Here is a 24,502-nt window from a genome sequence, read left to right as displayed (position 1 = left end):
GCCCGCGAACTCGGTTGCCTCTCGCCACTTCGCGCCCAGTGCGGACTTGAGCGAACCCGCGGACTTCGAGCCCCCCGCGGACTTACCGGAACCTGCGGACTTCGCTCCTCCTGCCGCCTTGGCGGCACCTCTGGATTTGGGAGTGCCGGGGTGCAACGCGGCACGCGAACGTGAGGTCCCACCGGCCATGCGATCCTCCAGTCTTCAACGTCCCTTCGTGGTAGGCCGCTTACCCCGGTACCGCGTCGGGATGCCCAACCAGGCGGCGCCCGGTATCACAGCCGTCCACGGTTTCCCTTCGCGCTGTCGGGGCACTCCGGGCGGTGCCCGCGCGTGCCGCCGCCTCCGTCATCCGGAGTGGTGTTTGGATGACGCGGAACGGAAGCAAACGGACATCTGGCTCGCGGAGGTGGCGCATGGACCGGCGTACGACGCTGCTCGCCGCGGCCGAGCTCCTGGCCTGGTGGGCCGCGCTCACCGTGCTGTGGCTGACCCTCGTCACCACCGTGGACACCCTTGAACTCGCGGTCGGCGCGGGCGTCGCCGGCGTGGCAGCACTCGCCGCCGTCGCCGCGCGCCGGGCGGTGACCGGCCGGTGAACGGCTGGCTCCTCGCGGCGACCGTCGTGCTCGGCGGAGGAGTGGGCGCCACCCTGTGGGGCGTCGCCACCGGACCGCTGCGGCGCAGGGCCGTCGCCCAGAACCTGTCCACCGCCCTGGCGTGCCCCGGACTGCTCCTGCTCGCCCAGGGATACGACCGCCCCGCCTACGTCGATCTCGCACTCGTCCTCGCCCTGCTCGGCCCGGTCGGCACCCTCGTCTTCGCCCGCCTGCTGACCGAGGAACTCGCCGACGACCCGCCGCGCGCCTGGAGCCTGACGTGGGCGGCCGCAGGCCTTGGCGCGGCCGTGGTCCTGGCGCTGTGCGTGGCGGAGGGACCGAGCCGGGCGATGCTGAAGGTCCTGCTCACGGGCGCGCTGCTGATCGGCGGGAACATCGTCGCCTCCCACGCGCTGTCCGGCGGCATCGCGGGGGTGCGCGGTGGCTGACGCGGTGATCGTCGTCGCGCTGCTGCTGGTCGCCGGCTGCGCGACGGTGGCCGTACTGGTCCGCGACCCCGTGCGCCAGGCCCTCGTGCTGGCCGTCCTCGGCGTCGTACTCGCCGTGCTGTTCACCGCGGTGCAGGCGCCGGACGTCGCCCTGTCGCAACTCGCGGTCGGCGGCGCCCTCACCCCGCTGCTGTTGCTGCTGTCGGTCCGCAAGGTCAAGCGGCGCAAGGGGCGTGACGAATGAATCCACGCACCCGGCTCTGTCTCGTCGCCGTCGGCGGCGCCGGCCTGGCCGCGCTCCTCGTCGCCGCCTGCCTGCGGCTACCGGACTTCGGCGGCGACAGCCACCCGTACGGCGAGCGCGCGGTGCGCGCCTCACTCGCCCGGCAGACCGCCAACACCATCGCCTCCGTCAACTTCGACCAGCGCGCCTTCGACACCATGGGCGAGATGACCATCCTGTTCGCGGCCGTCGTCGGCTGCGTCGTCCTGCTGCGGCAGACCCGCGACGAGCACCGCGACCGGCCCGAACCCGCCGACGTCGCCCCGCCGGTGCGCCGTTACTCCCTGATCGTCCTGCCGGTCGCCCTCGTCGTCGGCCTGTACGTCATCGCGCACGGGCAACTCAGTCCCGGTGGCGGCTTCCAGGGCGGCGTCGTCGCCGCGACCGCCCTGCATCTGCTCTACCTCGGCGCCGACTACCGCGCCCTGGAACGCGTCCGCCCGGTCGGCCTGTACGAGGTCGGTGATGCCGTGGCGGCCTCGGCCTACCTGGTCACCGGCCTCGCGGGCCTCATCGGCGGCACCGCGTTCCTCGCGAACACCCTGCTGCCGTACGGCACGTTCAACGCGCTGTCCTCCGGCGGCACCGTGCCGCTGCTGAACGCGGCCGTCGGCATGGAGGTCGCCTGCGCGGTCGTCCTGCTGCTCGCCCGATTCCTGGACCAGGCCGTCGAGATCGAGGAGGAGAGCGGGAAGTGAGAGCGCCGTGATGGACGTCCTGCCGTACCTCGTCGCCGTATGGATCTTCCTGGTCGGCTGCTACGGCCTCGCCACCAGCCGCAATCTGATCCACGCCGTCGGCTGTCTGGCCGTCTGCCAGTCGGCCACGTACGTCCTGCTGCTGGCCGTCGGTTACCGCGACGACGCCACCGCGCCGGTCTTCTCCGACCTGGAACCCGGCTCACGCCCCGTCGTCGACCCGGTCGTCCAGGCCCTCGCCCTCACCGACGTCGTCGTCGGCGCCACCGTCACCGCGCTGCTGCTCGCGCTCGTCATCCAGGTCGCCAAACGGCACGGCACCGTGGACCCCGACGAACTCTCCGAGCTGCGCGGCTGATGAACGACCTGCTGCCGCTGCTCGTCGCCGTGCCGCTGCTCGGTGCCGCCCTCCTGGTCGCCGGTGGGCGGCGCCTGCCACGCGTCGTCGCGGATTCCGTGGGCTGCGCCGTCGCGGCGGGCACGGCGGGTCTCGCGATCGTGCTGTCGCTGAACTCCTCGCCGCCGATGGTCGAATGGGTCGGCGGCTGGACGCCCGTGGAGGGACGCAGCGTCGGTATCGTCCTGGTCGGGGACGGCGCGGGGCTCGGCATGGCGGCCCTGGCGTCCCTGCTGACCCTCGCGGCTCTGGCGTACTCCTGGGGCTACTTCGAGGAGCCCCCGCGCCGGCACTCCGGCTCGTTCCCCGCGCTGGTCCTGCTCCTCCAGGCGGGCATGTGCGGATTCGCGATCGCGGGCGACCTGTTCAACGCGTTCGTGTGGTTCGAGCTGATGAGCGTCGTCGCCTACGCGCTGACGGGCACCCAGGTCGAGGAGGCCAAGGCCGTGCAGGGCGCGCTGACCTTCGGCGTCGTCACCTCGCTCGGCGCCTACGCCATGCTGATGGGCATCGCGCTGCTGTACGCCCGTACCGGCGAGCTCGCCATGGCCCGGATCGGCCGCGGCCTCGACGCCCACGGGCCGCCGGACGCGCTGGTCCTGGCCGCCTTCGTCCTCGTCCTGACCGGCCTGTTGATCAAGTCGGCCGCCGTACCGTTCCACTTCTGGCTCCCGGACGCGCACGCCGTCGCACCCACGCCGGTGTGCATGCTGCTGTCGGGCGTCATGGTCGAACTCGGCGTGTACGGCGTCTGGCGCGTGTACGGCACCGTCTTCGCCGGGCCCGGCGGGATCCCGGCGGCCGACCTGGAGCGGGTCCTCGTCGTGCTCGGCGCGGTGACCGCGGTGATCGGCGCTGTCATGTGCTGGTACCAGCGGCACATCAAGCGGCTGCTGGCGTACTCGACGGTCGCCCACACCGGGCTGTTCCTGATCGGCGTCGGCGTCCTCACACCTCAGGCCGACGACGGGGTCGCGCTGTACGTCCTCGGGCACGCCGGGGTGAAGGCCGCGCTGTTCGCCTGCACGGGCATCCTCCTCGACCGGTACGGCAACGTCGACGAGCACGCGCTGCACGGGCGGGCCCGGGAACTGCGCGGTGTCGCCGTGATCTACGGGGTGGGCGGGCTCGCCCTGGCCGGACTTCCCCCCTTCGGGACGGGGTTCGGGAAGGCCGTCACGGAGAAGGCCGCGGGCGGCCCGCTGACCTTGCTGTACGTGGTCGCGAGCGCGGTCACCGCCGCGGCCGTACTGCGGGTCGCCGCCAGGGTGTTCCTCGGGCTCGGCCCGACGCCCGAGGACGACACCGAGTACGAGACGACCGGCGCCGGCGAACGGCCCGAGACCCGGCACCGGCTCAGCCGGATCCCCGACACCATGACCGCGGTCCCCGCCGTCCTGCTCGCCGGCTCCCTCGCCGTCGGCGTGGCCCCCGGCTTCGGCGAGGTCGTGGCCCACGCCGTCAACGAGGCCGGCTCCGGCGGCGCCCCAGTCCCCGCCCCGCACTGGACCCCCGTCGGCGTCCTACTGGACCTCGCCTCGACGGTACTGGCCCTCGGCCTCGCAGCCCTCGCCGTCACCCGCCCCGACCTCCTGGCCGCCCCGTCCCGCGCACGCCCCCTGCGCCGCCTGCAGTCCGGGCACGTCGGGGACTACGTGGCCTGGGTACTGGTGGGAGCCACGCTGCTGGGGGCACTGGCCCTGCCGGGCCTTCTGACGTAGGCCCCTGCCGCCCAAGGCCCCCGCCGGGCACCGTCCGGCATGCGCTTTGCCGGAGCGCGAGTCCGGCTTCGCCGAGGCAAGCCGGGAAGCGCCGCGCAGGGCCGGCAGTCAGCTGACGTAGGCCCTGCCCTCCAGTGTCCCCTGCGCCGGGCGCCGTCCGGCATGCGCTTTGCCGGAGTGCGGATCCGGCTTCGCCGAGGCAAGCCGGGAAGCGCCGCGCGGGGCCGGCAGTCAGCTGACGTAGGCCCTGCCCTCCAGTGCCCCCTGCGCCGGGCGCTGTCCGGCATGTGCCTTGCCGGAGCGGCCGCGCGGCTTGCCGCGCGCGCCGGCAGCCAGCGATCGCACACCCCCAACGGTTGACGTCGCTTTGCCGAGGCTCACCCGTCGGCGCCACCAGCAGTCGGCGGTCGGCCGGGCGGGCCCGCCGTGCCGGCGCGCGGGAGATGCCCGCCCGCCAGGCGTCGTCGGCATCGGAATCGCCGAGCGCCCACGTGGCTTCTCGCCGCGCGAGCGCTCCGGCAGCGAGCCGTGGGCCCCTGACATGGCTTCGCGAGGTCCGCACGGGGTCCCTCAGAGCAGGCGCCCTTGAACCCGGGGAAAGGGCATGCGCATCAGGCCCCGTACGTCACCTTCACCTCCTTGAAGCCGAGGGAGTGGAGCAGGCCTTCGAGCATGCCGGTGGTGTTGGTCTCGGCGCGGGCGGTCAGTTCGCTGTCCTTGGCCGCGTCGCCGATGTGCTTCACCGCCAGTTTCTGCACGGCCTGTTCGCTGTTCGGGTTGTCCGAGAAGATGTCGCCGAGGCGGTCGAGGAGACCGCGCTGCTTGGAGACGGCGTAGGAGCGGTCGGGGTCGAGGGACGGTTTGCCGAGGGCGGCGTGCGGCAGGCGAAGTGTGGCGGACGTACGGTCGCCGTTGACCGTGATGTCGTCCTCGCCGACCTTGCCGAGGTCGACATAGGCGTCCACGGTGCCCGCGCCGACGTACAGCGTGCGGGAGCCGCGGATCGCGTCGGGCAGGAACTTGGCGTCCTTCTCCAGATCCACGACGATCTGGAAGTTGCCGGAGGCGGCGTCGTAGCGGCTCATGTCCTGGATGGACTGGAGCAGTGCGGGACCCGAACGGTCGTTGGTCTCGGTGCCGAACAGGTCCTTGAGGCCGGGGAGCACGCTGAACCGGATCCCGGCGAAGAAGACGACGAGCACCAGTACGAGGGCGCTCACCACCTTCGCCCAGCCGGGCATGCGCTTGTTGATGCGCTTGATGGGAGTCGTCATGTCGACGTTCCTCCTTCCCTGCCCTTCGGATACCCCCAAACCCCCCGGAGGACCGGACCGTTGGCCGATTGGCACCTCGGACCGGGGCGGAGACGTCCACGCCCGCGGGTGCGCTGCAACGTTTCTGCCGAGGTCAGTAGCATGAGTCCGCCACCCGGAATGATCATTCGAGGAGCGGATCGTGCGAGAGATCGCCGTGTTCAGCGGTAGTGCCCACCCCGACCTGGCGGCGGAGGTCTGCGCGCATCTGGGGGTGCCGCTCAGCCCGAGCCGGGTCAGCCGGTTTGCCAACGACTGCCTGGAGGTGCAGCTCCAGGCCAACTGCCGGGAACGGGACGTCTTCCTGATCCAGCCCCTGGTCCGCCCCGTCCAGGAACACCTCGTCGAGCTGCTGCTGATGTGCGACGCCGCCCGCGGCGCTTCCGCGCGCCGGATCACCGTCGTCATGCCGCACTACTCCTACGCCCGCTCCGACAAGAAGGACGCACCCCGCATCTCCCTCGGCGGCCGGCTCGTCGCCGACCTGATGGTGTCGGCCGGCGCCAGTCGCGTCCTCGCCATGACGCTGCACTCGCCCCAGGTACACGGCTTCTTCACGGTGCCGGTCGACCACCTGCACGCGCTGCGCGAACTCGCCGCGCACTTCGGGCAGTACGACCTCTCCCGCACGACCGTCGTCTCGCCGGACCTCGGCAACGCCAAGGAAGCCGCCGCGTTCGCCCGGTTGATCGGCGCCCAGGTGGCCGCCGGTGCCAAGCAGCGGTTCGCGGACGACCGGGTCAGCATCAACTCCGTCATCGGCGAGGTGACCGGGCGGGACGTGATCATCCTGGACGACGAGATCGCCAAGGGCAGTACGGTCCTCGAACTCCTCGACCGGCTGCGGGAGCTGGGGCCGCGCTCGATCCGCGTCGCCTGTACGCACGGCCTGTTCGCGTCCGGCGCGCTGAAGAGGATCGGTGAGCAGCCCGACGTACTGGAGATCGTGTGCACCAACACCGTGCCGGTGCCGGCGGAGGAGCGCACCGAGAAGCTGCGGATCCTGTCCATCGCCCCGGCGCTCGCCGAGGCCGTGCGCCGCATTCACAACGGGGAGTCCGTCAGCGCCCTGTTCGACGCGCCGGGAACCGAATGACGAGTGCCCTCATAACGAGTGTCCTCATGACGAGTGCCCTCATAACGTGCCGGACGTGGCCTCTGGCTGGTTCAGGGCCGCATCCAGGGTGGGATGCGGGGGCAGCAGCCGGGACAGGCCGGTGATCCTCAGGACGCGCAGGGTGAGCGGGTGGGTGCAGACCAGGTGTAACTGCCCGCCGTAGTCGAGCGTCCGGCCGCGGGCCCGGTACAGCAGGCGAAGTCCGGAGCAGTCGAAGAACTCGACCATTCTGAGGTCGATCACGATCCGCGCGTCGGGGTGCGCCGTGACCCGGTCCAGGTACGGGGCGATCTCCACCGCGGCGGCGATGTCGATCTCGCCGCGGAACTCCAGCACCGTGTGCTCGCGGTGCCGATGGACGCGCAGATGCCGGCTGAACGGCGCAGGTTCCTGCTGCACGACGACATCGCCTCCAACCTGCTCAGGTGCGGCGGGGAATGCAGCCCGAGTGAGCGCAAATCCGTTCCCCGCACTGCAAGTTACCCTCGATTGAGCGAATCTGAGCATGTTCGATTGACATATGTCGTTGATTTGCGTCAGAGGCTTCGCGTGATGTTCGGGGTGTGACTACGACAGCGCGTGCCAGGCCTTGGAGAGTGCCTGGCGGAACTGCTCGGCCTGATGGGCCGTGAGGTCCCGCACCATCTGCTCCTCCAGCTCCCGCACGGGCCCCGAGTGCCGCGCCAGCAGCTCACGGGCGGCGTCGGTCAGCAGGATCAGCAGCTCCCGGCGATTGTCGGGATTGCGCTCCCTGCGCACCAGCCCACGGCCCTCCAGCGACCGTACGAGATCGGCGATCGACTGCGCGGTGACGAAGGAGTCGCGGGCCAGTTGTGCGGCCGACAGTCCGTCGTGGCGTTCCAGGACGGTGAGCGCCGTGTACTGCAGCGCGGTGATCCCGGAGGGCTTGACCAGCTCGTCCAGGTGGGAGCGCACGACCAGCTCCACCTGCTTCACCATGTAGAGAAGCGAGGGGTGGGCCTTGGTTGTCTGGGTGTCGAGCATGACTTCAGCCTAGAGCATTGACAGGAAACCTGTCTGTAATGAGACTGCGGACAAACAGGAATCCTGTTGGTTGAAATCTTGGCGAAGAGGCTGAGGAGTGGCGATGACCACCTTCGAGATCGAACCCGGTCGGTTGTTCATCGGGGGCCAGTGGCGCGAGGCCGCCGACGGAGCACGCGCCGACGTGTTCGACCCGTCCCGCGGCGCCGTCGTCACCACCGTCGCGGACGCCGGTGCCGTCGACGTCGACGCGGCCGTGCGCGCCGCGCGGGAGGCCGTCGACGACGGTGCCTGGTCCGGGCTGAGCGGCCGGGAGCGGGGCCGGGTGCTGCACCGGGTCGCCGAGCTGATCCGGGAGAACGCCGACACCATCGCCGAGCTGGAGAGCCGTGACGTCGGCAAGCCGATCACGCTCGCCCATGCCGTCGACGTCACCAATGCGGCCAACGACTACGAGTACTTCGCTGCCCTCGCGCACACCCTGGACGGCTCCGTCCGGGACACGCCCATGAACGCCCTCGCCTATGTCAGGCGCCGGCCGATCGGGGTGGTCGCGGCGATCACGCCGTACAACTTCCCCCTGATCCTGGCCGGTTCGAAGATGGCCCCGGCGCTCGCGGCCGGAAACACGGTGGTGCACAAGCCTGCCGAGGAGACCCCGCTGAGCGCCCTGTACATGGCAGAACTCTTCAAGCGTGCCGGTGTCCCCGACGGCGTCGTCAACGTCGTCACCGGCGGCCCCGCGGCCGGCGAGGCGCTGCTGCGGCACCCGGGAGTGGACAAGGTCGCCTTCACCGGCTCGACCGCGGTCGGCCGCAAGGTCGCCGCGATCGCCGGCGAGTCCCTCAAGCCCGTGACCATGGAACTCGGCGGCAACGCGGCCCACCTCGTGTTCGAGGACGCCGACCTGGAGAAGGCCGTCGGGGCGGTCATCAAGGGGTTCGTCTTCAACACCGGGCAGTTCTGTATGGGCGGACCTCGGCTGCTGGTGGCCCGCCAGGTCCACAGCACCCTGCTCGGCATCCTCGCCGACGCCGTGCCCGGCGTTCCGCTCGGCGATCCCCGCAAGCCCGAGACCGTCATCGGCCCGATGGCCGGCGAGCGGCATCTGCGCAAGGTCGAGGAGTACGTCGAGCTGGCCCGCAAGGAAGGCGGCCGCATCGTCTGCGGTGGCGAGCGGCTCGACCTCGACGGCGGCTTCTACTACAAGCCCACCGTGATCGCCGACCTGCCGAACGACTCCCGCGTGATCCAGGAGGAGATCTTCGGCCCGGTCCTCACCGTCCAGCCCTTCGACTCCGAGGACGAGGCCGTCGAGCTGGCCAACTCCACGCCGTACGGACTGGCCTCCGGCGTCCAGACCGGCAACCTGGCCCGCGCCCACCGGGTCGCCGACCGGCTCCAGGCCGGCATCGTCTGGGTCAACGACTGGGCGATGCTCGACCCCGCGGTCCCCTTCGGCGGGGTCAAGGACTCCGGATTCGGCCGCGAGTACGGGCCCGAGGCGCTGGACGCCTACACCACGACCAAGTCCGTAGTCGTCTCGCTCGACTGAGCGCCCCTGTCAAGGAGTTCGTACGATGTCCATCCCCACCCGTGCCGCCGTCGTCGAGTCCGGCGGAGCACCCTTCACCCTCTCCGACGTCGAGCTCGACGAGCCCGGACCGCACGAGGCCGTCGTCCGCATGGTGGCGACCGGCCTGTGTCACACGGACCTCGGCGTGGCGAGCGGCGGACTGCCCTTCCCGCTCCCCGGCGTCCTCGGACATGAGGGCGCGGGCGTCGTCGAGGCCGTCGGCCCCGCGGTGACCGGTGTCGCGCCCGGCGACCACGTCGTGCTGTCCTTCTCCTCGTGCGGTGACTGCCGCAACTGCCGTGGCGGGCACCCGGCGTACTGCGCGACCTGGCTGCCGCTGAACCTCATCGGCGGCCGACGGGCCGACGGCAGCAGCACGATCAGCCGGGGCGGCGACGAGCTGGGCGGGCACTTCTTCGGCCAGTCGTCCTTCGCCGAGCGGGCGTTGGTGGACGAACGCAGCCTGGTGAAGGTCGACCCGGAGGTGCCGCTGGCCTCGATCGCCCCGCTCGGCTGCGGGGTGCAAACCGGAGTCGGTGCCGTCTGGAACGTGCTGAAGCCGGTCACCGGGAGCACGGTCGTCGTCCTCGGCGCGGGAGCCGTCGGCCTCTCCGCGGTCATGGCCGCTGCCCTGACCCCCGCCACCCACATCGTCGCCGTCGACCGGGTCGACGAACGCCTGTCGCTGGCCAAGGAGTTGGGCGCCACCCACACCGTCAACGCCGCCGAGGCCGACCTCGGCGAGGCGCTCGCCGAGATCACCGGCGGCCAGGGCGCCGACGGCGTCGTGGAGACCACCGGCAACGTCGGCGTCCTGCGCCAGGGCGTCGACGCTCTCGCCGCCCGCGGCACCCTGGTCGTCGTGGGCGCCCCGCCCTTCGGCACCGAAGTCGCCCTGGACGTCAACGGACTGCTCGGCGGCAAGCAGATCGTCGGCCTCACCCTCGGCGACGCCGAGACGCAGACCTTCATCCCCGCCCTGGTCCGGCTCGTGAAGGAAGGCCGGCTCCCGTTGCACCGCCTCATCAGCACCTATCCGTTCGCGGACATCGACCAGGCGGTGCGGGACATGGGCGCGGGCAAGGCGATCAAGCCCGTGCTGACGTTCTGACCTATCCGATCGAGTCGAGCGGGAGTCGACCGAATCGACCGGGAGCCGACTCAATCGACCGGGAGTCGACCGAGTCGGGAGGGCGGCCGATCCGACTCAGTCGACCGTCAGGACCAGCTTCCCCGCGGTCCGGCCGGTGTCGCCCAGCGCATGCGCCTCGGCGGCATCGGCCAGCGGGAACGTGCCGGCGATCTCCGCGCGCAACTGGCCCTTGTCGACCAGGTCCGCGATCGCCCGCAGGTCGGTGCGGTCGGAGTCCACGAGCATTCGCAGCGCCCGGACGCCGAGCCGCTCGGCCTCCTCGTAGAAGTCGTCCGAACCGACCGGAAGGATCGAGACCACGACGCCGCCGGGGCGCAGCACGCCCAGCGAGCGCACGGACGTCTCACCGCCCAGGGTGTCCAGGACGACATCCACGTCCTTCACGGCCTCGGCGAAGTCGGTCTCCCGGTAGTCGATCACCTCGTCCGCGCCCAGGCCCAGCAGGAACTCGTGCTTGCCCGCGCTCGCCGTGCCGATCACATGCGCGCCCCGCGCCTTGGCGATCTGCACGGCCACGTGCCCTACCCCGCCTGCAGCCGCGTGGATCAGTACCCGCTGCCCCGGCTGCACGTCCGCGTACTCGACCAGGGCCTGCCAGGCGGTGAGGGAGACCAGCGGCAGCGCGCCCGCCTGGATGTGGTCGACCGAGGTCGGCTTGTGCGCGAAGACGCGCGCCGGCGCGGTGACGTACTCGGCGTGCGAGCCATGGCCGAACGGGTACGACAGCATGCCGAAGACCTCGTCGCCGGGCCGGAACCGGACGACGCCGATTCCGACCGCCTCGACCACACCCGAGACGTCCCAGCCCAGGACGAAGGGCGGCTCGCCCAGGAACCCGCCGTTGTCGCGGTGCTTCCAGTCGGTCGGGTTGAGGCCGGCCGCGCGTACCCGGACCAGTACCTCGTTGGGGCGCGGGGTGGGGCGCTGAACTTCCACTTCCTTGAGGACCTCGGGACCGCCGAGAACGTCCTGGCTGATGGCTCGCATCGTGTTCACATTGCTCATGGTGAACCAGCCTGCCGGGATCCGCCGCCCCGGGAAATGGCACGATTGCCAACCTTCGATAGGATCGTGCCATGCGTGATGAGCAGTTTGGTGAGCAGTGTGCGGGTGAGCGACGCGGCGACGGTCGGGTGGAGCGCGTCGTCGTGCTGGCCCTGGACGGCGTCTACCCCTTCGAGCTGGGCATCCCCAGCCGGATCTTCGGCGCAGCAGACGGCCGGTACGAGGTGCTGACCTGCAGCGTCGACGGCGGACCGGTGCACAGCAACGCCGACTTCACGATCGGCGTGCAGCACGGCCCGGAGATCCTCGCCACCGCCGACACCGTGGTGGTCGCCTCCGTGGCCGTCCCGTACATCCCCCGGGAGTTGCCCGCCGAGGTCGCCGGCGCGCTCGCGCGGATCCGCCCGGACGCACGCATCGTGTCGATCTGCACCGCCGCCTTCGTCCTCGCCGCGGCGGGCCTCCTGGACGGCCGCAGGGCCACCACGCACTGGCAGGTGACCGAGCCGTTCCGGCGCCGCTACCCGCACGTCGACCTCGACCCGGACGTCCTCTTCGTCCACGACGGCCGGATCCTCACCTCGGCGGGCGCCGCCTCCGGCGTCGACGTCTGCCTGCACATCGTCCGCACCGACCATGGCAGCGACCTGGCCAACGCGGTCGCCCGGCGCTGTGTCGTGCCCCCCTTCCGGGACGGCGGCCAGGCCCAGTACATCGAGCAGCCCGTCCCCGAGAGCGGAGCCGCGAGCACCGCCGCCACCCGGTCCTGGGCCATGGAGCGCCTCGCCGAACCCCTCACCCTGGCCGACCTCGCCGGCCATGCCCGCATGAGCCTGCGCACCTTCGCCCGCCGCTTCAGCGACGAGGTCGGCATGAGCCCCGGCCGCTGGCTGATCCAGCAGCGCGTCGCCCGCGCCCGGCATCTGCTGGAGTCCAGCGACCTCTCGGTGGACCGGATCGCCGGCCAGGTCGGCTTCGCCACGGGCGCCTCGCTGCGTCAGCATCTGCACGCCGCGATCGGGGTGTCCCCGCAGGCGTATCGCCGTACGTTCCAAACGGCCGCCGCCCGATAGCCTCCCCGCAACCCCTCCGCCCCGGCGCGGTGACCGGTTTGGTCAACTGTGCTGATCAGTAAAGGCATTTGTCGACGTTCGTTCGCCTGGCTGACAGTGACGGAATACTCACGTCCGCCAACCTTCGTGGTTGATCCTTTCGTGTTCAAACCCGATAAGCTCCCGTTCGGCACTGCGAGTTGACCCGGTCGCGATCGGTCAGCTTGTGGTGCGTACTCATGAGTGCGATCGCCCAGCACACCCCCCCTTGTTTGATCGTCGCCTCGAAGGATGCAGATGGAACTCGCCACTCCGCCCCCGGCGGCGCGGCCCCCTGTCGCCTGGTACAGCTGGTGGCTGATGCCACTGGCTTTAGGAGGTGGGACCGTTGCCGCCACGTTCATGAGCTCGGAGCGAATAACCGCCGGCATCGCCGGTGTCGCCGCGACCACCGCCAGCGCCGTGTGTGTACGACTCCTGCTCCGCACCCGGTCGCAACTGCGCCGGTCCGAGGGCGACTTCCGCACCTCGCAGGCCGAGCACTCACAGCAGTGGCAGCAGCACGTCGCCGGCCTGGAGCGGAAGTACAGCGCCGAGCGCGGCGCCCTGGAGAACCGGCTCGTCGAGCAGTCCGGCGCCTATGAGGCGCAACTGGCCGAGCAGGCCCGCTCCTACGAGGAGCGCCTGGCCCAGGAGAGCACCTCCTACGAGGAGCGGATCGCCGCCCAGGCCAAGTCCTACGAGGCCCAGCTCACCGACCAGGCCGAGGTCTGGCAGGAGCAACTGGCCCACCAGCTCGCCGCAGTCGTCCGGCTCGCCGACGAGCAGCTGCCCGAGGCGCTGCGCCAACTGCGCGAGGGCGAGTCCATTGACGACGTCCTGCCGAGCGTCAACCAGTGCGCGAAGGTCAGCGCCGAGCTGCAGACAAACCTGCGCAAGGTCCTGCGCACGTCGCTGGTCGGCGTCGAGGAGGAGTTCAACCGCTCGACCGCCGCCGAGCACGCCGTGGTCGGCATCGGCAGCCGCATCCACGTCCTGACCAGCAAGCTCCGCGGCCGTCTGCACGACCTCCAGGGCGAGCACGGCCGGCTGCCCGCCGTCGCCCGGGGCCTGATGGAGCTCGACCAGGCGATCGGCCCCGCCGACTGTCTCGCCGCCAGCGTCACCGTCCTCGGCGGCTCCGACCGGCCCGGCAGGCAGTGGCAGGAGCCGCAGCGCCTGCTCAGCGTGGTCCGCGGCGGCATCGGCCGGATCAAGGACTTCCACCGGATCGACGTACGCCACCTGCCCGAACTCGGCGTCGACGGCGGCATGGTGGACCACCTCACGCTGATCTTCGCCCACCTCCTGGACAACGCCGCCCGCTACTCGCCGCCCACCGAGCCGGTCGTCGTCTCTGGCAAGGAGGTCCCGAACGGCGTCGGCATCGAGATCCAGGACTCCGGAAAGGGGCTGAGCGAGGAGAAGAAGCGCGAGGCCGAGCACGCTCTCGCGGGCACCGCGCAGGGCGCGGGCCTCGGCGGCATCTCGGAGGACGCGAACATCGGTCTGCGCGTCGTCGGCATCCTCGCCCGCCGGTACGGCATCCGCGTCACCTTCGCGGACTCGCCGTGGCTGGGCACCTCGGTGGTGGTCGTGGTCCCGCACAAGTACTTCAGCCCGCTGCCCGCGGCTGCCTCCGCCCCCCCGGCGGCGGCCGCCCCGACGGCACCGGCCGGTGCCTTTGCACCGGCCCGCGAGCCGGCGGTCGTCGAAACGGCCCCGGCCGACTTCGGCGACGCCGTGGACACCACGCCCGGCGGTCTGCCCCGCCGACGCAGCAAGCGGAACGAGGAGGCCCGCCACGAGCCGGCCGGACGTCCGGAGCGGGACGACGACACGACCTCCGTCGTCGCCGTGCCGCCCGACGCGTCCTTCGCAGGCCTGGCCGCCTTCGCCACCGCGGGCCGCGAGCCCGGCGAGGAAGGCGGGCCGGCCGACGGCCGCGAGTCCACCGAGCCGCACAGCACTGAAGGAAGCGACTAGTCCCCATGACGCAACAGGGAACCGACGTGAGCTGGGCCCTCCGCGACCTGGTGGAGAGCATCCAGGAGATCAACTTCGCCCTGGTGGCCTCCAGCGACGGCAAGGCCATCACCTCCTACGGCGCCGAGGACCCCGACGACGTGGACCGCTTCGCGGCCGTCGTGGCCGGGCTGCAGGCACTGGCCCAGCCGGTCGCCGAGCAGTTCCCCAAGTACGCGGGGCAGCTCAGGCTGGCGATGATCGAGGTCGACGGCGGCCACCTCTTCGTCGTACGGGCCGGGGTGGAGACCTATCTCGGCGTCCTCGCCCGGGAAGGCCTCGACCAGGGCCTGCTCGGCCATCAGATGAGGGACCTGGCGCGCAGGATGGGCGAACTGCTCGGCACCACCCCGCGCCAGGAGGAGCACTCTGGATGAGTGCTCCCCGCCGGCCCACGAACCCGTCCGGTCTCGAGCGCTACTACGTCCTCACCCGGGGCCGTAGCGGACCGGGCGGTTCGGCGTCGAGCCTCGACGTAGCGACCCTCATCGTCTCCCGCACCGCCCCCGCAGCGGGGTTGCAGCACGAGCACGAGGAGATCCTCCGGCGCTGCCGCGATCCGCTGTCGGTGGCCGAACTCGGCGCCCATCTCGGATTGCCCTTCAACATTCTCGCGGTGCTGCTGACGGATCTGCTGGAGGCAGGCCACGTCGAAGCCCGTGACCCCATATCGGCACACCACGCCGGCCGCGGGCCCGACCTCGCGCTCCTTGAGGAGGTACTCAGTGGACTTGAAAGGCTTTGACCAGCCGGGCGGGCCCGGTGCCGGGGGCACCCGCTCGGTCAAGGTGATGATCGCCGGCGGCTTCGGCACCGGGAAGACCACCATGGTCCGGTCGGTCAGCGACATCAAGCCGCTCACCACCGAGGAGACGCTCACCCAGGCAAGTGCCGACGTCGACCACCTCATCGGTGTCGCCGACAAGACGGAGACCACCGTCAGCCTGGACTTCGGCAAGATCGGCCTCAACGAGAGCCTGACGCTGTACCTGTTCGGCACGCCCGGCCAGGAGCGCTTCTGGTTCCTGTGGAACGGCCTGTTCAAGGGCGCGCTCGGCGCGGTCGTTCTGGTCGACACGCGCCGGCTCGCCTCCAGCTTCCGGGCGATCGAGGAGATGGAGCGGCAGAACGTGCCGTTCGTCGTCGCGCTGAACGTCTTCCCCGACTCCAAGGACTATCCGGTCGAGGAGATCAGGGACGCCCTCGACATCTCCCCGCACACCCCGGTGGTGGCCTGCGACGCCCGCGACCGGGCCTCCAGCCGTGACGTCCTCGTCGCCCTGATACGTCACTTGAAGGAACGCTCCGCCGTCGCCCTGGAGTCCCGATGAACGCGCAGCCCTTAAACGATCCCGATACGCCCCGCGGTTGCCCCTTCGGCCATGGGACCGACCTCACCAGGCTGTTCGGCCCGGAGGCGGCGACCGACCCGGCCGGTATCTACGAGCGGCTGCGCAAGGAGCACGGCTCCGTCGCGCCGGTGCTGCTGGAGGGCGACATCCCCGCCTGGCTGGTGCTGGGCTACCGGGACAGCCGGCGAGTGCTCGACAATCCCCTCCAGTTCCCCCGGGACGCGCGGATCTGGCGGGACTGGCGGGAGGGCCGGGTCGCGGACAACTCTCCGCTGGTTCCGATGCTCGCCTGGCGCCCCGACTGTGTGTCGCAGGACGGCGAGGCTCACCGCCGACTGCGCGGTGCCGTCAGCGACGGGCTGCAGTCGGCCGCCGACCGCGGTGTCCGGCGCCACGCCACGTACTTCGCCAACAAGCAGATCGACGCGTTCGCGGACTCCGGCCGCGCCGATCTGGTGGCGGACTACGCCGACTACCTGCCGATGCTCGTGACTGCCCGCATTCTGGGGCTTGCCGAGGCGGAGGGGCGTCGCCTGGTCGAGTCCTGCGCCCAGGTGATGAAGGGCGGCGAGGACGCCGTCACGCACGACGGCGTGATCAGGGAGATCTTCGGTGAACTCGCCGAGCGCAGGCGGTCCGAACCTGGCTCCGACCTCGCCACCGGCCTGCTGGAGCATCACGCGGCGCTCGACCATGACGAGGTCGTGGCCCACCTGCGCGCGGTGCTGATCGCCGCGCACGTCACGACCAACCTGCTGGCGCGGGTGCTGGAGCTGGTCCTGACCGACGCCTCCCGGCTCGCCGGGCTGGTCAGCGGTGAGCTGAACATCTCGGCGCTGGTCGAGGAGGCCATGTGGAACTCTCCGCCGCTGGCCGTCCTGCCGGGGCGCTTCGCCGCCAGCGATGTCGAACTGGGCGGGCACCGCATCGAGGAGGGCGATCTGCTCGTTCTCGGTCTCGCCCCGGGCAACCTTGACCCCGAGGTCCGGCCCGACCCCGCTGTCTCGGTGCAGGGCAACCAGGCGCACCTGGCGTTCGGCGCGGGCCCGCACGAGTGCCCCGGGCAGAACATCGGGATGTCCATCATCGAGATCGCGGTGGACGTCCTTCTGCATCGTCTGCCGGGCCTGCGCCTGGCCGTGCCGCCGGAGGAGCTCACCTCGACCGCGTCCACCTGGATGTCCCTGCTGGACAGCCTGCCGGTCGAGTTCGAGGTATAGGCCACAGGACGCCGCTGCCCGGCCGGGCAGCGGCGTCATCTGGGTTTCTGGAACAGGATTGAGGCGTCAGCCGTCGAGCCAGTCACCTGCGAGGTCCGTGGGACGGTATCCCGTGGCGTTCCAGAGGAAATGCGGGTGGGCGCAGCCGAACATGTAGGCGAGCAGTGCGGTGTCCTCCCTCCCGGTCTGAGGGTCCTGCAGGGTGTAGAAGAACTCCGATCCGACTGCGCCGGAGTCTTGTTGGACCTCACGAGCGCGGGCCGTGGACGGTGCGGCGCTGGATGCCTCCACGGCGGCGATGTACGTGCGGCGCAGGACCTCCCATGCGCTGTCGGTGTTGCCGTGCCAGGGGCCGTGCAGTGCTTCGAAGGCATGGAGCTCGGCGTCGAAGAGGGCCCATGTCTCGGGGTATTGGGCTCGGCAGCGTGCGGACAGCTCGGCGGTCCGGGCGCTCAGAGCCGGTGCGGTGGGCCGCGGTGCGATGGTGAGGGTGGTGCCGTGGGTGAGGATGCCGGTGCATGCGTTGGGCTGAAGGTCGCACAGCGGGCAGTCCTGGGCCGGGGGGAGGCCCTGGGTGATGCCGTCGAACCACAAGGCGTGGCGGCCCGTGAGCCCCAACCAGACGATGGTGCTGGGCATCAGCCAGGTGTTCCACATCGGGGGATGCGCTTCGGGCATGCAGCCGTACTTGACGCTGGCGATGGCGCAGGCAGCGTAGAGGGCCTTGGTGTGGGTGGGCATGTCGGCGAGCCAGAAGTTGCTGATCTCGCCGGTGAGGGCGTCGGCTCGTACGTCGACCATGTCGTCGATGACGCGGCACAGCAGCAGGGAGGCGAGGTGTTCTTCCTGCCAGAGTTCGGTGTCGGGTGAGACGTGCCAGAACAGGCAGTCCATCATCTGCAGGAGTGAGTAGGTGCTCTGGCTGAGCGGGTTGGTCTGGGGGAGTACGACGCTGCCCGCGTGGTGCTGTTGGAGCCAGGACTCGTCCACGGATCTCTTATGGGCTGCGTAGAGTCCGCAGACCAGGGCCCGCGCGGTGTTGGTGCTGAAACTCTCGGCCAGGCGGCCTTCGATGAGTTGGGTGAGGTGCGTGGTGTCTATCGTGTCGATCACGCGTTTGTATTCATGGAAGAGCAGGATGTCGTCCTCGAAGCGGTGGCGGTAGCCAAGGTCTCGCTCAAGGTCGTTCATCTGCCGGGCCAGGACCCATCCACCGGTCAGGACGCTGTCGAGTTCCCGGTGGTAAGGCCAGGTCTTGACGGTGAGGGGACGACCGGCACTCTGCCGCCAAGCGTAGTCCGCCAGCGTGCGGGCGGGGGGCGCGGGCAGCCGACGGCACAGAGCGCAGGCGCAGACGGTTTCCTGTTCCTCTTGGCGCGCCGGGGTGAGTGCCCGGTTCCTCCAGGCTCCTTCCAGCATCGTGCAAGTCAGTCGGCAGACCTCGATATCAGTGCTGACTTGGGGGAAGGCTGCTTCGATCACGCGCAGGCTGTCGTCGAGTCGCCTCAACCTGGTGTAGCCCTCCTCGTCGGGCGGAAGGAACCCGCGCGGCGCCAGATTGAGGGCTCCCTTTACATGCAGCGTGGTGCTGGAGCTGGGGGATCCGAATGCGTCCAGCCGCTGCTGAGCGGTGTTCTGGCAATCTCGGTACTCATCCGTGCACCCATTGATGTGTTGCGCGAAGAGGTGGGCCAGGGCGTTCCCCGCCTCCGCCGGCTGGAGCTGGGCGCTCGGCTGCGCCGGGAGCAAGCTGCCGGTGGATGTCTCCGGGCCACCGCCTACGACTCGAGATTTCACACCGGTCTCCCTTCAAGCTGTGGTCCTGGCAACGCAATCGATCGGCCGTGGTTGTCAGCCGGTCGTGTCCGAGAAGCTTCCGTACATTCCCGACGGCCTCACCGAACAGCCGGACTCACGTTTCGGGGTCGTGGCGCGAGGTCTCCCTGCCTGCGGGCGAGCGGTCGCACGACCGCCCCCTCATTCGAACTCACCTTCCCGATGCGCAAGTTGAAACGAAAAGCGGTACGAGACTGCCCAGGGCCAAAATGATCTACGCGTAACCGGACCGTGATCTCCGTTACTGCTCAGGCCTCCTGAGCTGCGTATACTCGCGCGCCCCCGACGTAAGTGACAGCTACACGCGTCTCCGCGATCTCCCCGGCCGCCCCGTCGAACGGATCGCGGTCCAGGACCACGAGATCCGCGAGCGCTCCGGCACGCACCTCGCCCGTGTCGTCGAGGTGGTTCACATACGCCGAGCCCGCCGTGTACGCGCTCAACGCCTCGGCGAGTCCTATGCGTTCGCCGGGCAGGAACACCGGCGTGTCGCCGCTGCCCGGTGTCACTTCCGGTGTGATGCGGTTGACGGCGACATGGATCCCCTGGAGCGGATCGGGGCTGCTCACAGGCCAGTCGCTGCCTGCCGCGAGCCGGGCTCCGGAGCGCAGCAGCGCGCCGAACGGGTACTGCCACGCTGCGCGTTCGGGCCCCAGGAACGGAATCGTCAGCTCGTCCATCTGCGGTTCGTGCGCGGCCCACAGCGGCTGGATGTTCGCCGTGGCCCCGAGCCGGGCGAAGCGCGGCACGTCCGTCGGCTGGACGACCTGGAGATGGGCCAGGTGGGGCCGCGTGTCGCTCGGCCCGTTCGCACCCCGCGCCGTCTCGATCGCGTCCAGCGCGTCGCGTACGGCCCGGTCGCCCAGGGCGTGGAAGTGGCACTGGAAGCCCAAAGCGTCCAATTCGGTGACGTACTTGGGCAGCTGCCCCGCGTCGATGAAGCTGGTGCCCCGGTTGGCGGTCGCACAGCCGCACTTGTCGAGGTAGGGCTCAAGGAGTGCCGCCGTCCCGGTCTCGGCGACACCGTCCAGCATCAGCTTGACGGACCCGGCGCGGAAGCGGCCATGGCTCAACGCAGCCCGCCTCTCGACCAGTTCGGGAATCTGCTCGGCGCCGCGCTCGCGGTCCCACCACAGTGCCCCGACGACACGGGCGGTGAGCGAGCCGTCCCGCGCGGCCGTCAGATACGCCTGTGACGGGTCGTCCATGCCGAGGAATTCACCGACCAGCGCGTCCTGCCAGGCCGTGATGCCGAGCGCGTGCAGGTGCCGCTGGGCGTGCAGCAGAGCCGCCACCCGGTCGGCCGCGGTGGCGGACGGGGTGAGCCGCCCCACCAGCTGCATCGCCCCCTCCTGGAGCGTGCCGCTCGGCTCGCCGGACGCGTCCCGGTCGATCCGCCCGTCGGCAGGGTCGGGCGTGTCGCGTGTGATGCCCGCGAGCGCGAGGGCACGGCTGTTGACCCAGGCGCCGTGATGGTCGCGGTTGGGCAGATAGACCGGCCGGCCGGGCGCCACCGCGTCCAGCAGCTCCTTCGTCGGCGTACCGCCCTCGAATGCCTCCATCGACCAGCCGCCGCCAGTGATCCACTCCCGCTCGGGATGCGCGTCGGCATACGCGCGCACCGCGGCGAGGGTCTCGTCCGCCGTCCTCGCCCCGGTCAGGTCGCACTGGGCGAGCTCCAGCCCGGCAGGCACCGGATGCACGTGCGCGTCCTGGAATCCGGGCAGCAGCAGCCGCCCGGCGAGGTCCACCACCTCTGTCCGCGGTCCGGCGAGATCGTGCACCTCCTCCCGCCCTACGGCAGTGATGCGGTCACCGGTGACGGCCACGGCGGTCGCGGTGCGGCCCTCGGGAGTGAGGACGGGGCCGCCGGTGAAAAGGAGATCTGCGTGCATGGTCCGCTTCCTGGTTGGGGGTTAACGGGAGGAGGTGGCGATGAGCTGGGGAGCGTCGGCGTCGGTGCCCTTGCCGGTGCGGAAGTACGGCGACTTGCGCACCCACTTAGCCCAGGCGGCGGCCACGAAGCCGGACGCGATCATCGCCAGGGGAGTGGCAAGCAGGAACCAGCCGTTGTCCGCGCTGACTTCGAAGTGGTCGGCGGAGGTGTAGAACGACCAGCCGAGGTAGCCGCCGAGGCCGAGCAGGGCGGCCGCGCTCAGCGCGGGGAGCACGACCGCACGTATGCCCTCGCGCCAGTCCTCGTGCAGCAGGGAGCGGAAGCGCACGGCGGCCGCGATGGCCGTGAGGGCGTACGACAGGGCGACCACGATGCCCACGGCGCTCACCGTCGCCATGATCATGTCGGCGAGCCGGGGGATGACCAGCGCCAGACCCGCGACCACCGCCGCGAGCGCGCCGATGAGCACCGTCCCGGCGGCCGGAGTGCCGTACCGGGGGCTGACCTTGGACCACACCGGCCCGAGCGTACGGTCCCGGCTCATCGCGAACATCGCCCGGGCCGTGGGAATCACCCCGGCCTGCAGGGAGGCGACCGCCGAGAACATCAGAGCGATCAGAGGGAGCGCCGCCCAGGGCTGGGACGCCAGCCGGTCGCCGAAGAAGGCCAGGCCCTCCGCCCCGTGGCCGACCAACTCCTCCTCGGACAGGACGCGTTGGAAGGCGATCGAGCCGAGCAGGAACAGGCCCAGCATGGTGAACAGGGTGGTGATCCCGGCCCGGGACGCGTCGCGGGGATCGCGGACCTCCTCGTTGACGCTGAACGCCGACTCGAAGCCCCAGTAGCAGAACACCGACAGCAGCAGCCCCTGCGCGAGCGCCGTCGCCGAGGGGATCGCGAACGGGTCGAACCAGCTCAGGCTGAAGTCGTGCGGGCCGGTGACGATGCCGTATCCGCAAAAGCCCAGCAGCACGACGTACTCGAAGACCAGCAGCCCGGCCTGGAAGCGTGCGGCGGTGCGGACGCCGGTCACGGCGGTCAGCGTGACCGCCACCAGGACCAGGATGCCGACCGCAGTCGTCTGCGCGGTCGAACCCGGGTCCAGCGCGAGGCCGCCCACCCGGTGCAGCCCGGCGTCCCCGGCCAGCTGGATCAGGGCCGAACCGGTGACCGCCGTGGTGTACGCGAGGAACGCGAGCACGGCCACGAGGTTCACCCAGCCGACCATGAAGCCCAGCCAGGGCGTGAGCGAACGGCCCACCCACACATAGCCGTTGCCCGCGTTCGGCTCGACCTTGTTCAGCCGGGAGAAGGCGCCCGCGATGCCCAGAACCGGCAGGAACGCCAGTAGCATGATCGCCGGCAGATGCAGCCCCACGACTCCGGCCGTGACGCCGAGGCCGATGCCGATGCTGGTGGTCGCGGCCGTGCTGGACGCGGCGATGGCGACGCCGTCCAGGACGCCGAGGGACTTGCGCAGCTGGGGCCGCGCGGGAGGGTCGACGCTGTAGGGGTTGTCGGACATGGCCGGTCTCCGCTCGCACCGGGGGGCCTGATCGGCCCCGATGAGCGGACATGAAACTGTCCGGGGGGTTAACACGTCAACGGTGTTGTCGTAGGGTCTCGCCCATCGACCCCGGTTCCACCGGCCCACGGAGGCGACCCATGACCGACCGCGTCGTCCCGCCGACCGCCCGGCAGCGCAGGCGCCCCACCAAGCAGGGTGTCGTCCTGTCCGAGGAGCTGATCGTGGAGACGGCCCTCAGGCTGATCGAGGAGCACGGCACCGAAGCCCTCTCGGTACGCCGCCTCGGCCGTGCGCTCGGCGCCGACCCCAGCTCGCTGTACCGGTACTTCCGGCACACCGACGACCTGATGCTCGCCATCGCCGACGAACTCATCGGCCGTACCCTGCGCACCTGGCGCCCGACCGGCGACTGGCGCGCCGACCTGCGGGATCTCGGCCTGCGCATGCACGCCGGTGCCCTCGCCCATCCCCGGGCGGCGGTGCTCAGCTCGTACCGGGTGACCGGGCGGGCGTACGAGATCCAGGCTGTCGAGACCATCCTCGGCGTGCTGCGCGACGCGGGCTTCCCCGACGCGGAGGCGGTGCGGATCTACCACGCCTTCGTCGACCAGGCCCTCGCGTACGGCGCCCTCGACTCGGCGAGCGTGGCGATGCCGAAGGCCGCACGCGAGGCGGAGGCGGCCGTCTGGCGGGCGACGTACGCGCGGCTCCCGGCCGACTCCCACCCGCACATCGCCGCCACCGCCCGCCATCTCGTGGCCGACATGCCGAACAGCTCCTATCCGGCGGCCCTGGACCTGCTGCTCACCGCCGCAGCGGCCGGACTGACGGAAATCCACGCCCGGGCGGGACGTCGGACGGTCACACTGGATCCGCCCGTCAACGCCGTTCCGTTCCGTGAGGAGAGCCTTCGCCGATGACCCGGCCACCCGCCCGCCCCGCCAAGCAACGCAAGCAGGACACACTGCACCGACTGGAACACGACGAGGACGTGTGGGTCGCCACCGCCGACGCCGCCGGGGGAGTGCCGTACCTCGTCCCCCTGTCCTTCCGCTGGGACGGCTCCACCCTGCTGCTCGCCACTCCGGCCACGAGCCCGACCGGTCGGAACCTGAGGGCGACCGGCAGGACCCGCCTCGGCATCGGGCCGACCCGCGATGTCGTCATGGTCGAGGGGACGGTCGAGACGATGGCCCCGGCCGAACTGTCCGAGGAGGAGGGGGACCTCTTCGCGGCCAGGACCGGCTTCGACCCGCGTCGACTCAGCACGCCCTACCTGTACTTCCGCGTCCGGCCGACCCGGGTGCAGGCCTGGCGTGAGGCCGACGAACTGGACGGGCGGGAACTGATGCGGGACGGCGAGTGGCTGGTGGCGGACTGAAACCGCCTGGCTGGGACACCCGTTGGGGTGCAGGCGACGGGGCAGGACCGTCCCGTGCCCCGGACCCTTCGGAGGAGTCATGCCACTGGTGAAAGCGGGTTTCGTGGTGCTCGACTGTGCCGAGCCCGAGAAGCTCGCCGAGTTCTACCGGGATCTGCTGGAAGGCGAGATGACGGACGCGACCGCCAACCGCGTCGAGATCAGGGGCGCCGACGGGACCCGGCTGGCGTTCCGGCGCGACATGAACGCCACCCCGCCGAGCTGGCCGCGCCCGGAGAACTCCCTCCAGGCCCACCTGGACTTCGTGGTGGAGGACCTGGACGAGGCGGAGCGCAAAATCGTCGGGCTCGGCGGCCGCCCGGTGGAGACGAAGGACGCGGCAGGCCCCTACGAGGAACGCGGCTACGCCGACCCGGCCGGCCACTCGTTCACGCTGCACATGGTGGCCCCGACGGCACCGAAGCAGGGCTGAGTCCCTCCGCCGGCACCGAGGCGGGGCCCACTCCTGCCTCGGTGCCGGCGGGATCGCCGGGGCCGGCCGTCAGTCCCGGCCGCCCTTTTCGCTTACCGGCCACACGCCCGTCGAACGCTCGATCGCCTTCGCGCCCGTGCGGTCCGCCAGGCTGCGGGCCGCCGCGAACAGGGCGCCCTGGACCGCTGCCGCGAGCAGGATCTCTCCCCAGCCGCGGTCCCGGTCCAGAGCGTCGGGCGCGTCCTCTTCATGGCGAATCGCCATCCACGTCTTGCGGAAGGCGAGCCCGGCCAGCGCCCCGCTCGCCCAGCCGAGGGCGAATCCGAGGGGCTTGTAGGCGAGGGGGAGCTTCATCTTCTTCTGCTTGTTCTTCTTGGCCATGTG

The 24,502-nt window shown here is 70.8% G+C and carries 26 protein-coding genes; 18 read left to right on the top strand and 8 right to left on the bottom strand.

Annotated elements, in window-relative coordinates:
• The first annotated feature begins 416 nt into the window (after window positions 1-416).
• Genes OHO27_RS03645 through OHO27_RS03620 form a run of 6 tightly spaced genes read left to right on the top strand, consistent with a single transcriptional unit; the run spans window position 417 to window position 4,147 of the window.
• Window positions 417-599: a hypothetical protein gene (locus tag OHO27_RS03645; protein WP_328420221.1), complete on the top strand. Its 183-nt coding sequence runs from the start codon at window positions 417-419 to the stop codon at window positions 597-599.
• Entirely contained in the window at window positions 596-1,048 is a 453-nt protein-coding gene (locus OHO27_RS03640) for a monovalent cation/H+ antiporter complex subunit F (protein WP_328420219.1), read from the top strand. The genes OHO27_RS03645 and OHO27_RS03640 overlap by 4 nt, the downstream gene beginning before the upstream one ends.
• Window positions 1,041-1,292, top strand: a complete 252-nt coding sequence (locus OHO27_RS03635) for a Na(+)/H(+) antiporter subunit B (RefSeq protein WP_328420217.1) — start codon at window positions 1,041-1,043, stop codon at window positions 1,290-1,292. The genes OHO27_RS03640 and OHO27_RS03635 overlap by 8 nt, the downstream gene beginning before the upstream one ends.
• The gene (locus OHO27_RS03630; protein ID WP_328420215.1) at window positions 1,289-2,029 is read left to right on the top strand and encodes an MnhB domain-containing protein; all 741 of its coding nucleotides are present in this window, start codon (window positions 1,289-1,291) and stop codon (window positions 2,027-2,029) included. Before OHO27_RS03635 ends, OHO27_RS03630 begins: the two co-directional genes overlap by 4 nt.
• 10 nt (window positions 2,030-2,039) lie before the next feature.
• Window positions 2,040-2,387: a sodium:proton antiporter gene (locus tag OHO27_RS03625; RefSeq protein ID WP_328430338.1), complete on the top strand. Its 348-nt coding sequence runs from the start codon at window positions 2,040-2,042 to the stop codon at window positions 2,385-2,387.
• The gene (locus tag OHO27_RS03620; protein WP_328420213.1) at window positions 2,387-4,147 is read left to right on the top strand and encodes a complex I subunit 5 family protein; all 1,761 of its coding nucleotides are present in this window, start codon (window positions 2,387-2,389) and stop codon (window positions 4,145-4,147) included. Before OHO27_RS03625 ends, OHO27_RS03620 begins: the two co-directional genes overlap by 1 nt.
• Before the next feature lie 611 nt (window positions 4,148-4,758).
• Here the strand turns inward: OHO27_RS03620 and OHO27_RS03615 are convergent.
• Window positions 4,759-5,421, bottom strand: a complete 663-nt coding sequence (locus OHO27_RS03615; protein WP_328420210.1) for a DUF4230 domain-containing protein — start codon at window positions 5,419-5,421, stop codon at window positions 4,759-4,761.
• 181 nt (window positions 5,422-5,602) lie between these two features.
• On the opposite strand from OHO27_RS03615, the gene OHO27_RS03610 reads away from it, so the two are divergent.
• Window positions 5,603-6,556: a ribose-phosphate diphosphokinase gene (locus tag OHO27_RS03610; protein WP_328420208.1), complete on the top strand. Its 954-nt coding sequence runs from the start codon at window positions 5,603-5,605 to the stop codon at window positions 6,554-6,556.
• A gap of 39 nt (window positions 6,557-6,595) precedes the next feature.
• Here the strand turns inward: OHO27_RS03610 and OHO27_RS03605 are convergent, their stop codons facing one another.
• Entirely contained in the window at window positions 6,596-6,976 is a 381-nt protein-coding gene (locus OHO27_RS03605) for an anti-sigma factor antagonist (protein WP_328420206.1), read from the bottom strand.
• A 168-nt stretch (window positions 6,977-7,144) separates the two neighbouring features.
• Entirely contained in the window at window positions 7,145-7,582 is a 438-nt protein-coding gene (locus OHO27_RS03600) for a MarR family winged helix-turn-helix transcriptional regulator (protein WP_328420204.1), read from the bottom strand.
• A 103-nt stretch (window positions 7,583-7,685) separates the two neighbouring features.
• Here OHO27_RS03600 and OHO27_RS03595 point away from each other — a divergent pair, with 103 nt between their 5' ends.
• Both OHO27_RS03595 and OHO27_RS03590 read left to right on the top strand, forming a co-directional pair.
• A complete protein-coding gene (locus OHO27_RS03595; RefSeq protein ID WP_328420202.1) occupies window positions 7,686-9,137 on the top strand; it encodes an aldehyde dehydrogenase family protein in 1,452 nt (483 codons plus the stop codon).
• 25 nt (window positions 9,138-9,162) lie between these two features.
• A complete protein-coding gene (locus OHO27_RS03590) occupies window positions 9,163-10,269 on the top strand; it encodes an NAD(P)-dependent alcohol dehydrogenase (protein ID WP_328420199.1) in 1,107 nt (368 codons plus the stop codon).
• A 96-nt stretch (window positions 10,270-10,365) separates the two neighbouring features.
• On the opposite strand, the gene OHO27_RS03585 is transcribed toward OHO27_RS03590, so the two are convergent.
• Window positions 10,366-11,316: an NADP-dependent oxidoreductase gene (locus OHO27_RS03585; protein WP_328420197.1), complete on the bottom strand. Its 951-nt coding sequence runs from the start codon at window positions 11,314-11,316 to the stop codon at window positions 10,366-10,368.
• A 71-nt stretch (window positions 11,317-11,387) separates the two neighbouring features.
• Between OHO27_RS03585 and OHO27_RS03580 the strand changes: the two genes are divergently transcribed.
• From OHO27_RS03580 to OHO27_RS03555, 6 genes are all read left to right on the top strand, one after another.
• Window positions 11,388-12,389: a GlxA family transcriptional regulator gene (locus tag OHO27_RS03580; RefSeq protein WP_328420195.1), complete on the top strand. Its 1,002-nt coding sequence runs from the start codon at window positions 11,388-11,390 to the stop codon at window positions 12,387-12,389.
• 276 nt (window positions 12,390-12,665) lie between these two features.
• On the top strand, window positions 12,666-14,393 hold the full coding sequence (locus OHO27_RS03575) for an ATP-binding protein (protein WP_328420193.1): 1,728 nt from the start codon (window positions 12,666-12,668) through the stop codon (window positions 14,391-14,393).
• A 5-nt stretch (window positions 14,394-14,398) separates the two neighbouring features.
• Window positions 14,399-14,809 carry a roadblock/LC7 domain-containing protein gene (locus OHO27_RS03570; protein ID WP_328420191.1) on the top strand — a complete coding sequence of 137 codons (411 nt, stop codon included), beginning with the start codon at window positions 14,399-14,401 and terminating at the stop codon, window positions 14,807-14,809.
• A complete protein-coding gene (locus OHO27_RS03565) occupies window positions 14,806-15,177 on the top strand; it encodes a DUF742 domain-containing protein (protein ID WP_328420188.1) in 372 nt (123 codons plus the stop codon). Before OHO27_RS03570 ends, OHO27_RS03565 begins: the two co-directional genes overlap by 4 nt.
• On the top strand, window positions 15,158-15,763 hold the full coding sequence (locus OHO27_RS03560) for a GTP-binding protein (protein WP_328420186.1): 606 nt from the start codon (window positions 15,158-15,160) through the stop codon (window positions 15,761-15,763). Before OHO27_RS03565 ends, OHO27_RS03560 begins: the two co-directional genes overlap by 20 nt.
• On the top strand, window positions 15,760-17,004 hold the full coding sequence (locus tag OHO27_RS03555) for a cytochrome P450 (RefSeq protein WP_328420184.1): 1,245 nt from the start codon (window positions 15,760-15,762) through the stop codon (window positions 17,002-17,004). The genes OHO27_RS03560 and OHO27_RS03555 overlap by 4 nt, the downstream gene beginning before the upstream one ends.
• A gap of 66 nt (window positions 17,005-17,070) precedes the next feature.
• Here OHO27_RS03555 and OHO27_RS03550 read toward each other — a convergent pair whose 3' ends face one another.
• The 3 genes from OHO27_RS03550 to OHO27_RS03540 form a co-directional block, all read right to left on the bottom strand.
• Window positions 17,071-18,801 (bottom strand): hypothetical protein, encoded by a 1,731-nt coding sequence (locus tag OHO27_RS03550; protein ID WP_328420182.1) that lies wholly within the window; start codon window positions 18,799-18,801, stop codon window positions 17,071-17,073.
• Window positions 18,802-19,088: 287 nt separating this feature from the next.
• Window positions 19,089-20,735 (bottom strand): amidohydrolase, encoded by a 1,647-nt coding sequence (locus OHO27_RS03545; RefSeq protein ID WP_328420180.1) that lies wholly within the window; start codon window positions 20,733-20,735, stop codon window positions 19,089-19,091.
• A gap of 21 nt (window positions 20,736-20,756) precedes the next feature.
• Window positions 20,757-22,262: an APC family permease gene (locus OHO27_RS03540; RefSeq protein ID WP_328420178.1), complete on the bottom strand. Its 1,506-nt coding sequence runs from the start codon at window positions 22,260-22,262 to the stop codon at window positions 20,757-20,759.
• A 140-nt stretch (window positions 22,263-22,402) separates the two neighbouring features.
• On the opposite strand from OHO27_RS03540, the gene OHO27_RS03535 reads away from it, so the two are divergent.
• From OHO27_RS03535 to OHO27_RS03525, 3 genes are all read left to right on the top strand, one after another.
• Complete coding sequence (locus OHO27_RS03535) at window positions 22,403-23,185, top strand: TetR/AcrR family transcriptional regulator (RefSeq protein ID WP_328420176.1); 783 nt, start codon at window positions 22,403-22,405, stop codon at window positions 23,183-23,185.
• The gene (locus tag OHO27_RS03530; RefSeq protein ID WP_328420174.1) at window positions 23,182-23,646 is read left to right on the top strand and encodes a pyridoxamine 5'-phosphate oxidase family protein; all 465 of its coding nucleotides are present in this window, start codon (window positions 23,182-23,184) and stop codon (window positions 23,644-23,646) included. Before OHO27_RS03535 ends, OHO27_RS03530 begins: the two co-directional genes overlap by 4 nt.
• Before the next feature lie 79 nt (window positions 23,647-23,725).
• The gene (locus OHO27_RS03525) at window positions 23,726-24,118 is read left to right on the top strand and encodes a VOC family protein (RefSeq protein WP_328420172.1); all 393 of its coding nucleotides are present in this window, start codon (window positions 23,726-23,728) and stop codon (window positions 24,116-24,118) included.
• 69 nt (window positions 24,119-24,187) lie between these two features.
• Here OHO27_RS03525 and OHO27_RS03520 read toward each other — a convergent pair whose 3' ends face one another.
• Window positions 24,188-24,499, bottom strand: coding sequence for a DUF4235 domain-containing protein (locus OHO27_RS03520; RefSeq protein WP_328420169.1), 312 nt, complete (start codon window positions 24,497-24,499; stop codon window positions 24,188-24,190).
• Window positions 24,500-24,502: the final 3 nt, after the last annotated feature.

The organism is Streptomyces sp. NBC_00443 (genome assembly GCF_036014175.1).
GTDB lineage: Bacteria > Actinomycetota > Actinomycetes > Streptomycetales > Streptomycetaceae > Streptomyces.
Note: the sequence above shows the minus strand (reverse complement) of the source record. Positions and strands in the feature narration are given on the sequence as shown.

Excerpts from the sequence above, each read along its gene's own strand:
- OHO27_RS03570 (WP_328420191.1), top strand. The coding sequence starts at position 14,399 with ATGACGCAACAGGGAACCGACGTGAGCTGGGCCCTCCGCGACCTGGTG.
- OHO27_RS03615 (WP_328420210.1), bottom strand. The coding sequence starts at position 5,421 with ATGACGACTCCCATCAAGCGCATCAACAAGCGCATGCCCGGCTGGGCG.
- OHO27_RS03575 (WP_328420193.1), top strand. The coding sequence starts at position 12,666 with ATGGAACTCGCCACTCCGCCCCCGGCGGCGCGGCCCCCTGTCGCCTGG.
- OHO27_RS03600 (WP_328420204.1), bottom strand. The coding sequence starts at position 7,582 with ATGCTCGACACCCAGACAACCAAGGCCCACCCCTCGCTTCTCTACATG.
- OHO27_RS03585 (WP_328420197.1), bottom strand. The coding sequence starts at position 11,316 with ATGAGCAATGTGAACACGATGCGAGCCATCAGCCAGGACGTTCTCGGC.
- OHO27_RS03565 (WP_328420188.1), top strand. The coding sequence starts at position 14,806 with ATGAGTGCTCCCCGCCGGCCCACGAACCCGTCCGGTCTCGAGCGCTAC.
- OHO27_RS03595 (WP_328420202.1), top strand. The coding sequence starts at position 7,686 with ATGACCACCTTCGAGATCGAACCCGGTCGGTTGTTCATCGGGGGCCAG.
- OHO27_RS03540 (WP_328420178.1), bottom strand. The coding sequence starts at position 22,262 with ATGTCCGACAACCCCTACAGCGTCGACCCTCCCGCGCGGCCCCAGCTG.
- OHO27_RS03630 (WP_328420215.1), top strand. The coding sequence starts at position 1,289 with ATGAATCCACGCACCCGGCTCTGTCTCGTCGCCGTCGGCGGCGCCGGC.
- OHO27_RS03535 (WP_328420176.1), top strand. The coding sequence starts at position 22,403 with ATGACCGACCGCGTCGTCCCGCCGACCGCCCGGCAGCGCAGGCGCCCC.
- OHO27_RS03545 (WP_328420180.1), bottom strand. The coding sequence starts at position 20,735 with ATGCACGCAGATCTCCTTTTCACCGGCGGCCCCGTCCTCACTCCCGAG.
- OHO27_RS03625 (WP_328430338.1), top strand. The coding sequence starts at position 2,040 with ATGGACGTCCTGCCGTACCTCGTCGCCGTATGGATCTTCCTGGTCGGC.
- OHO27_RS03645 (WP_328420221.1), top strand. The coding sequence starts at position 417 with ATGGACCGGCGTACGACGCTGCTCGCCGCGGCCGAGCTCCTGGCCTGG.
- OHO27_RS03590 (WP_328420199.1), top strand. The coding sequence starts at position 9,163 with ATGTCCATCCCCACCCGTGCCGCCGTCGTCGAGTCCGGCGGAGCACCC.
- OHO27_RS03580 (WP_328420195.1), top strand. The coding sequence starts at position 11,388 with ATGCGTGATGAGCAGTTTGGTGAGCAGTGTGCGGGTGAGCGACGCGGC.
- OHO27_RS03525 (WP_328420172.1), top strand. The coding sequence starts at position 23,726 with ATGCCACTGGTGAAAGCGGGTTTCGTGGTGCTCGACTGTGCCGAGCCC.
- OHO27_RS03520 (WP_328420169.1), bottom strand. The coding sequence starts at position 24,499 with ATGGCCAAGAAGAACAAGCAGAAGAAGATGAAGCTCCCCCTCGCCTAC.
- OHO27_RS03530 (WP_328420174.1), top strand. The coding sequence starts at position 23,182 with ATGACCCGGCCACCCGCCCGCCCCGCCAAGCAACGCAAGCAGGACACA.
- OHO27_RS03620 (WP_328420213.1), top strand. The coding sequence starts at position 2,387 with ATGAACGACCTGCTGCCGCTGCTCGTCGCCGTGCCGCTGCTCGGTGCC.
- OHO27_RS03555 (WP_328420184.1), top strand. The coding sequence starts at position 15,760 with ATGAACGCGCAGCCCTTAAACGATCCCGATACGCCCCGCGGTTGCCCC.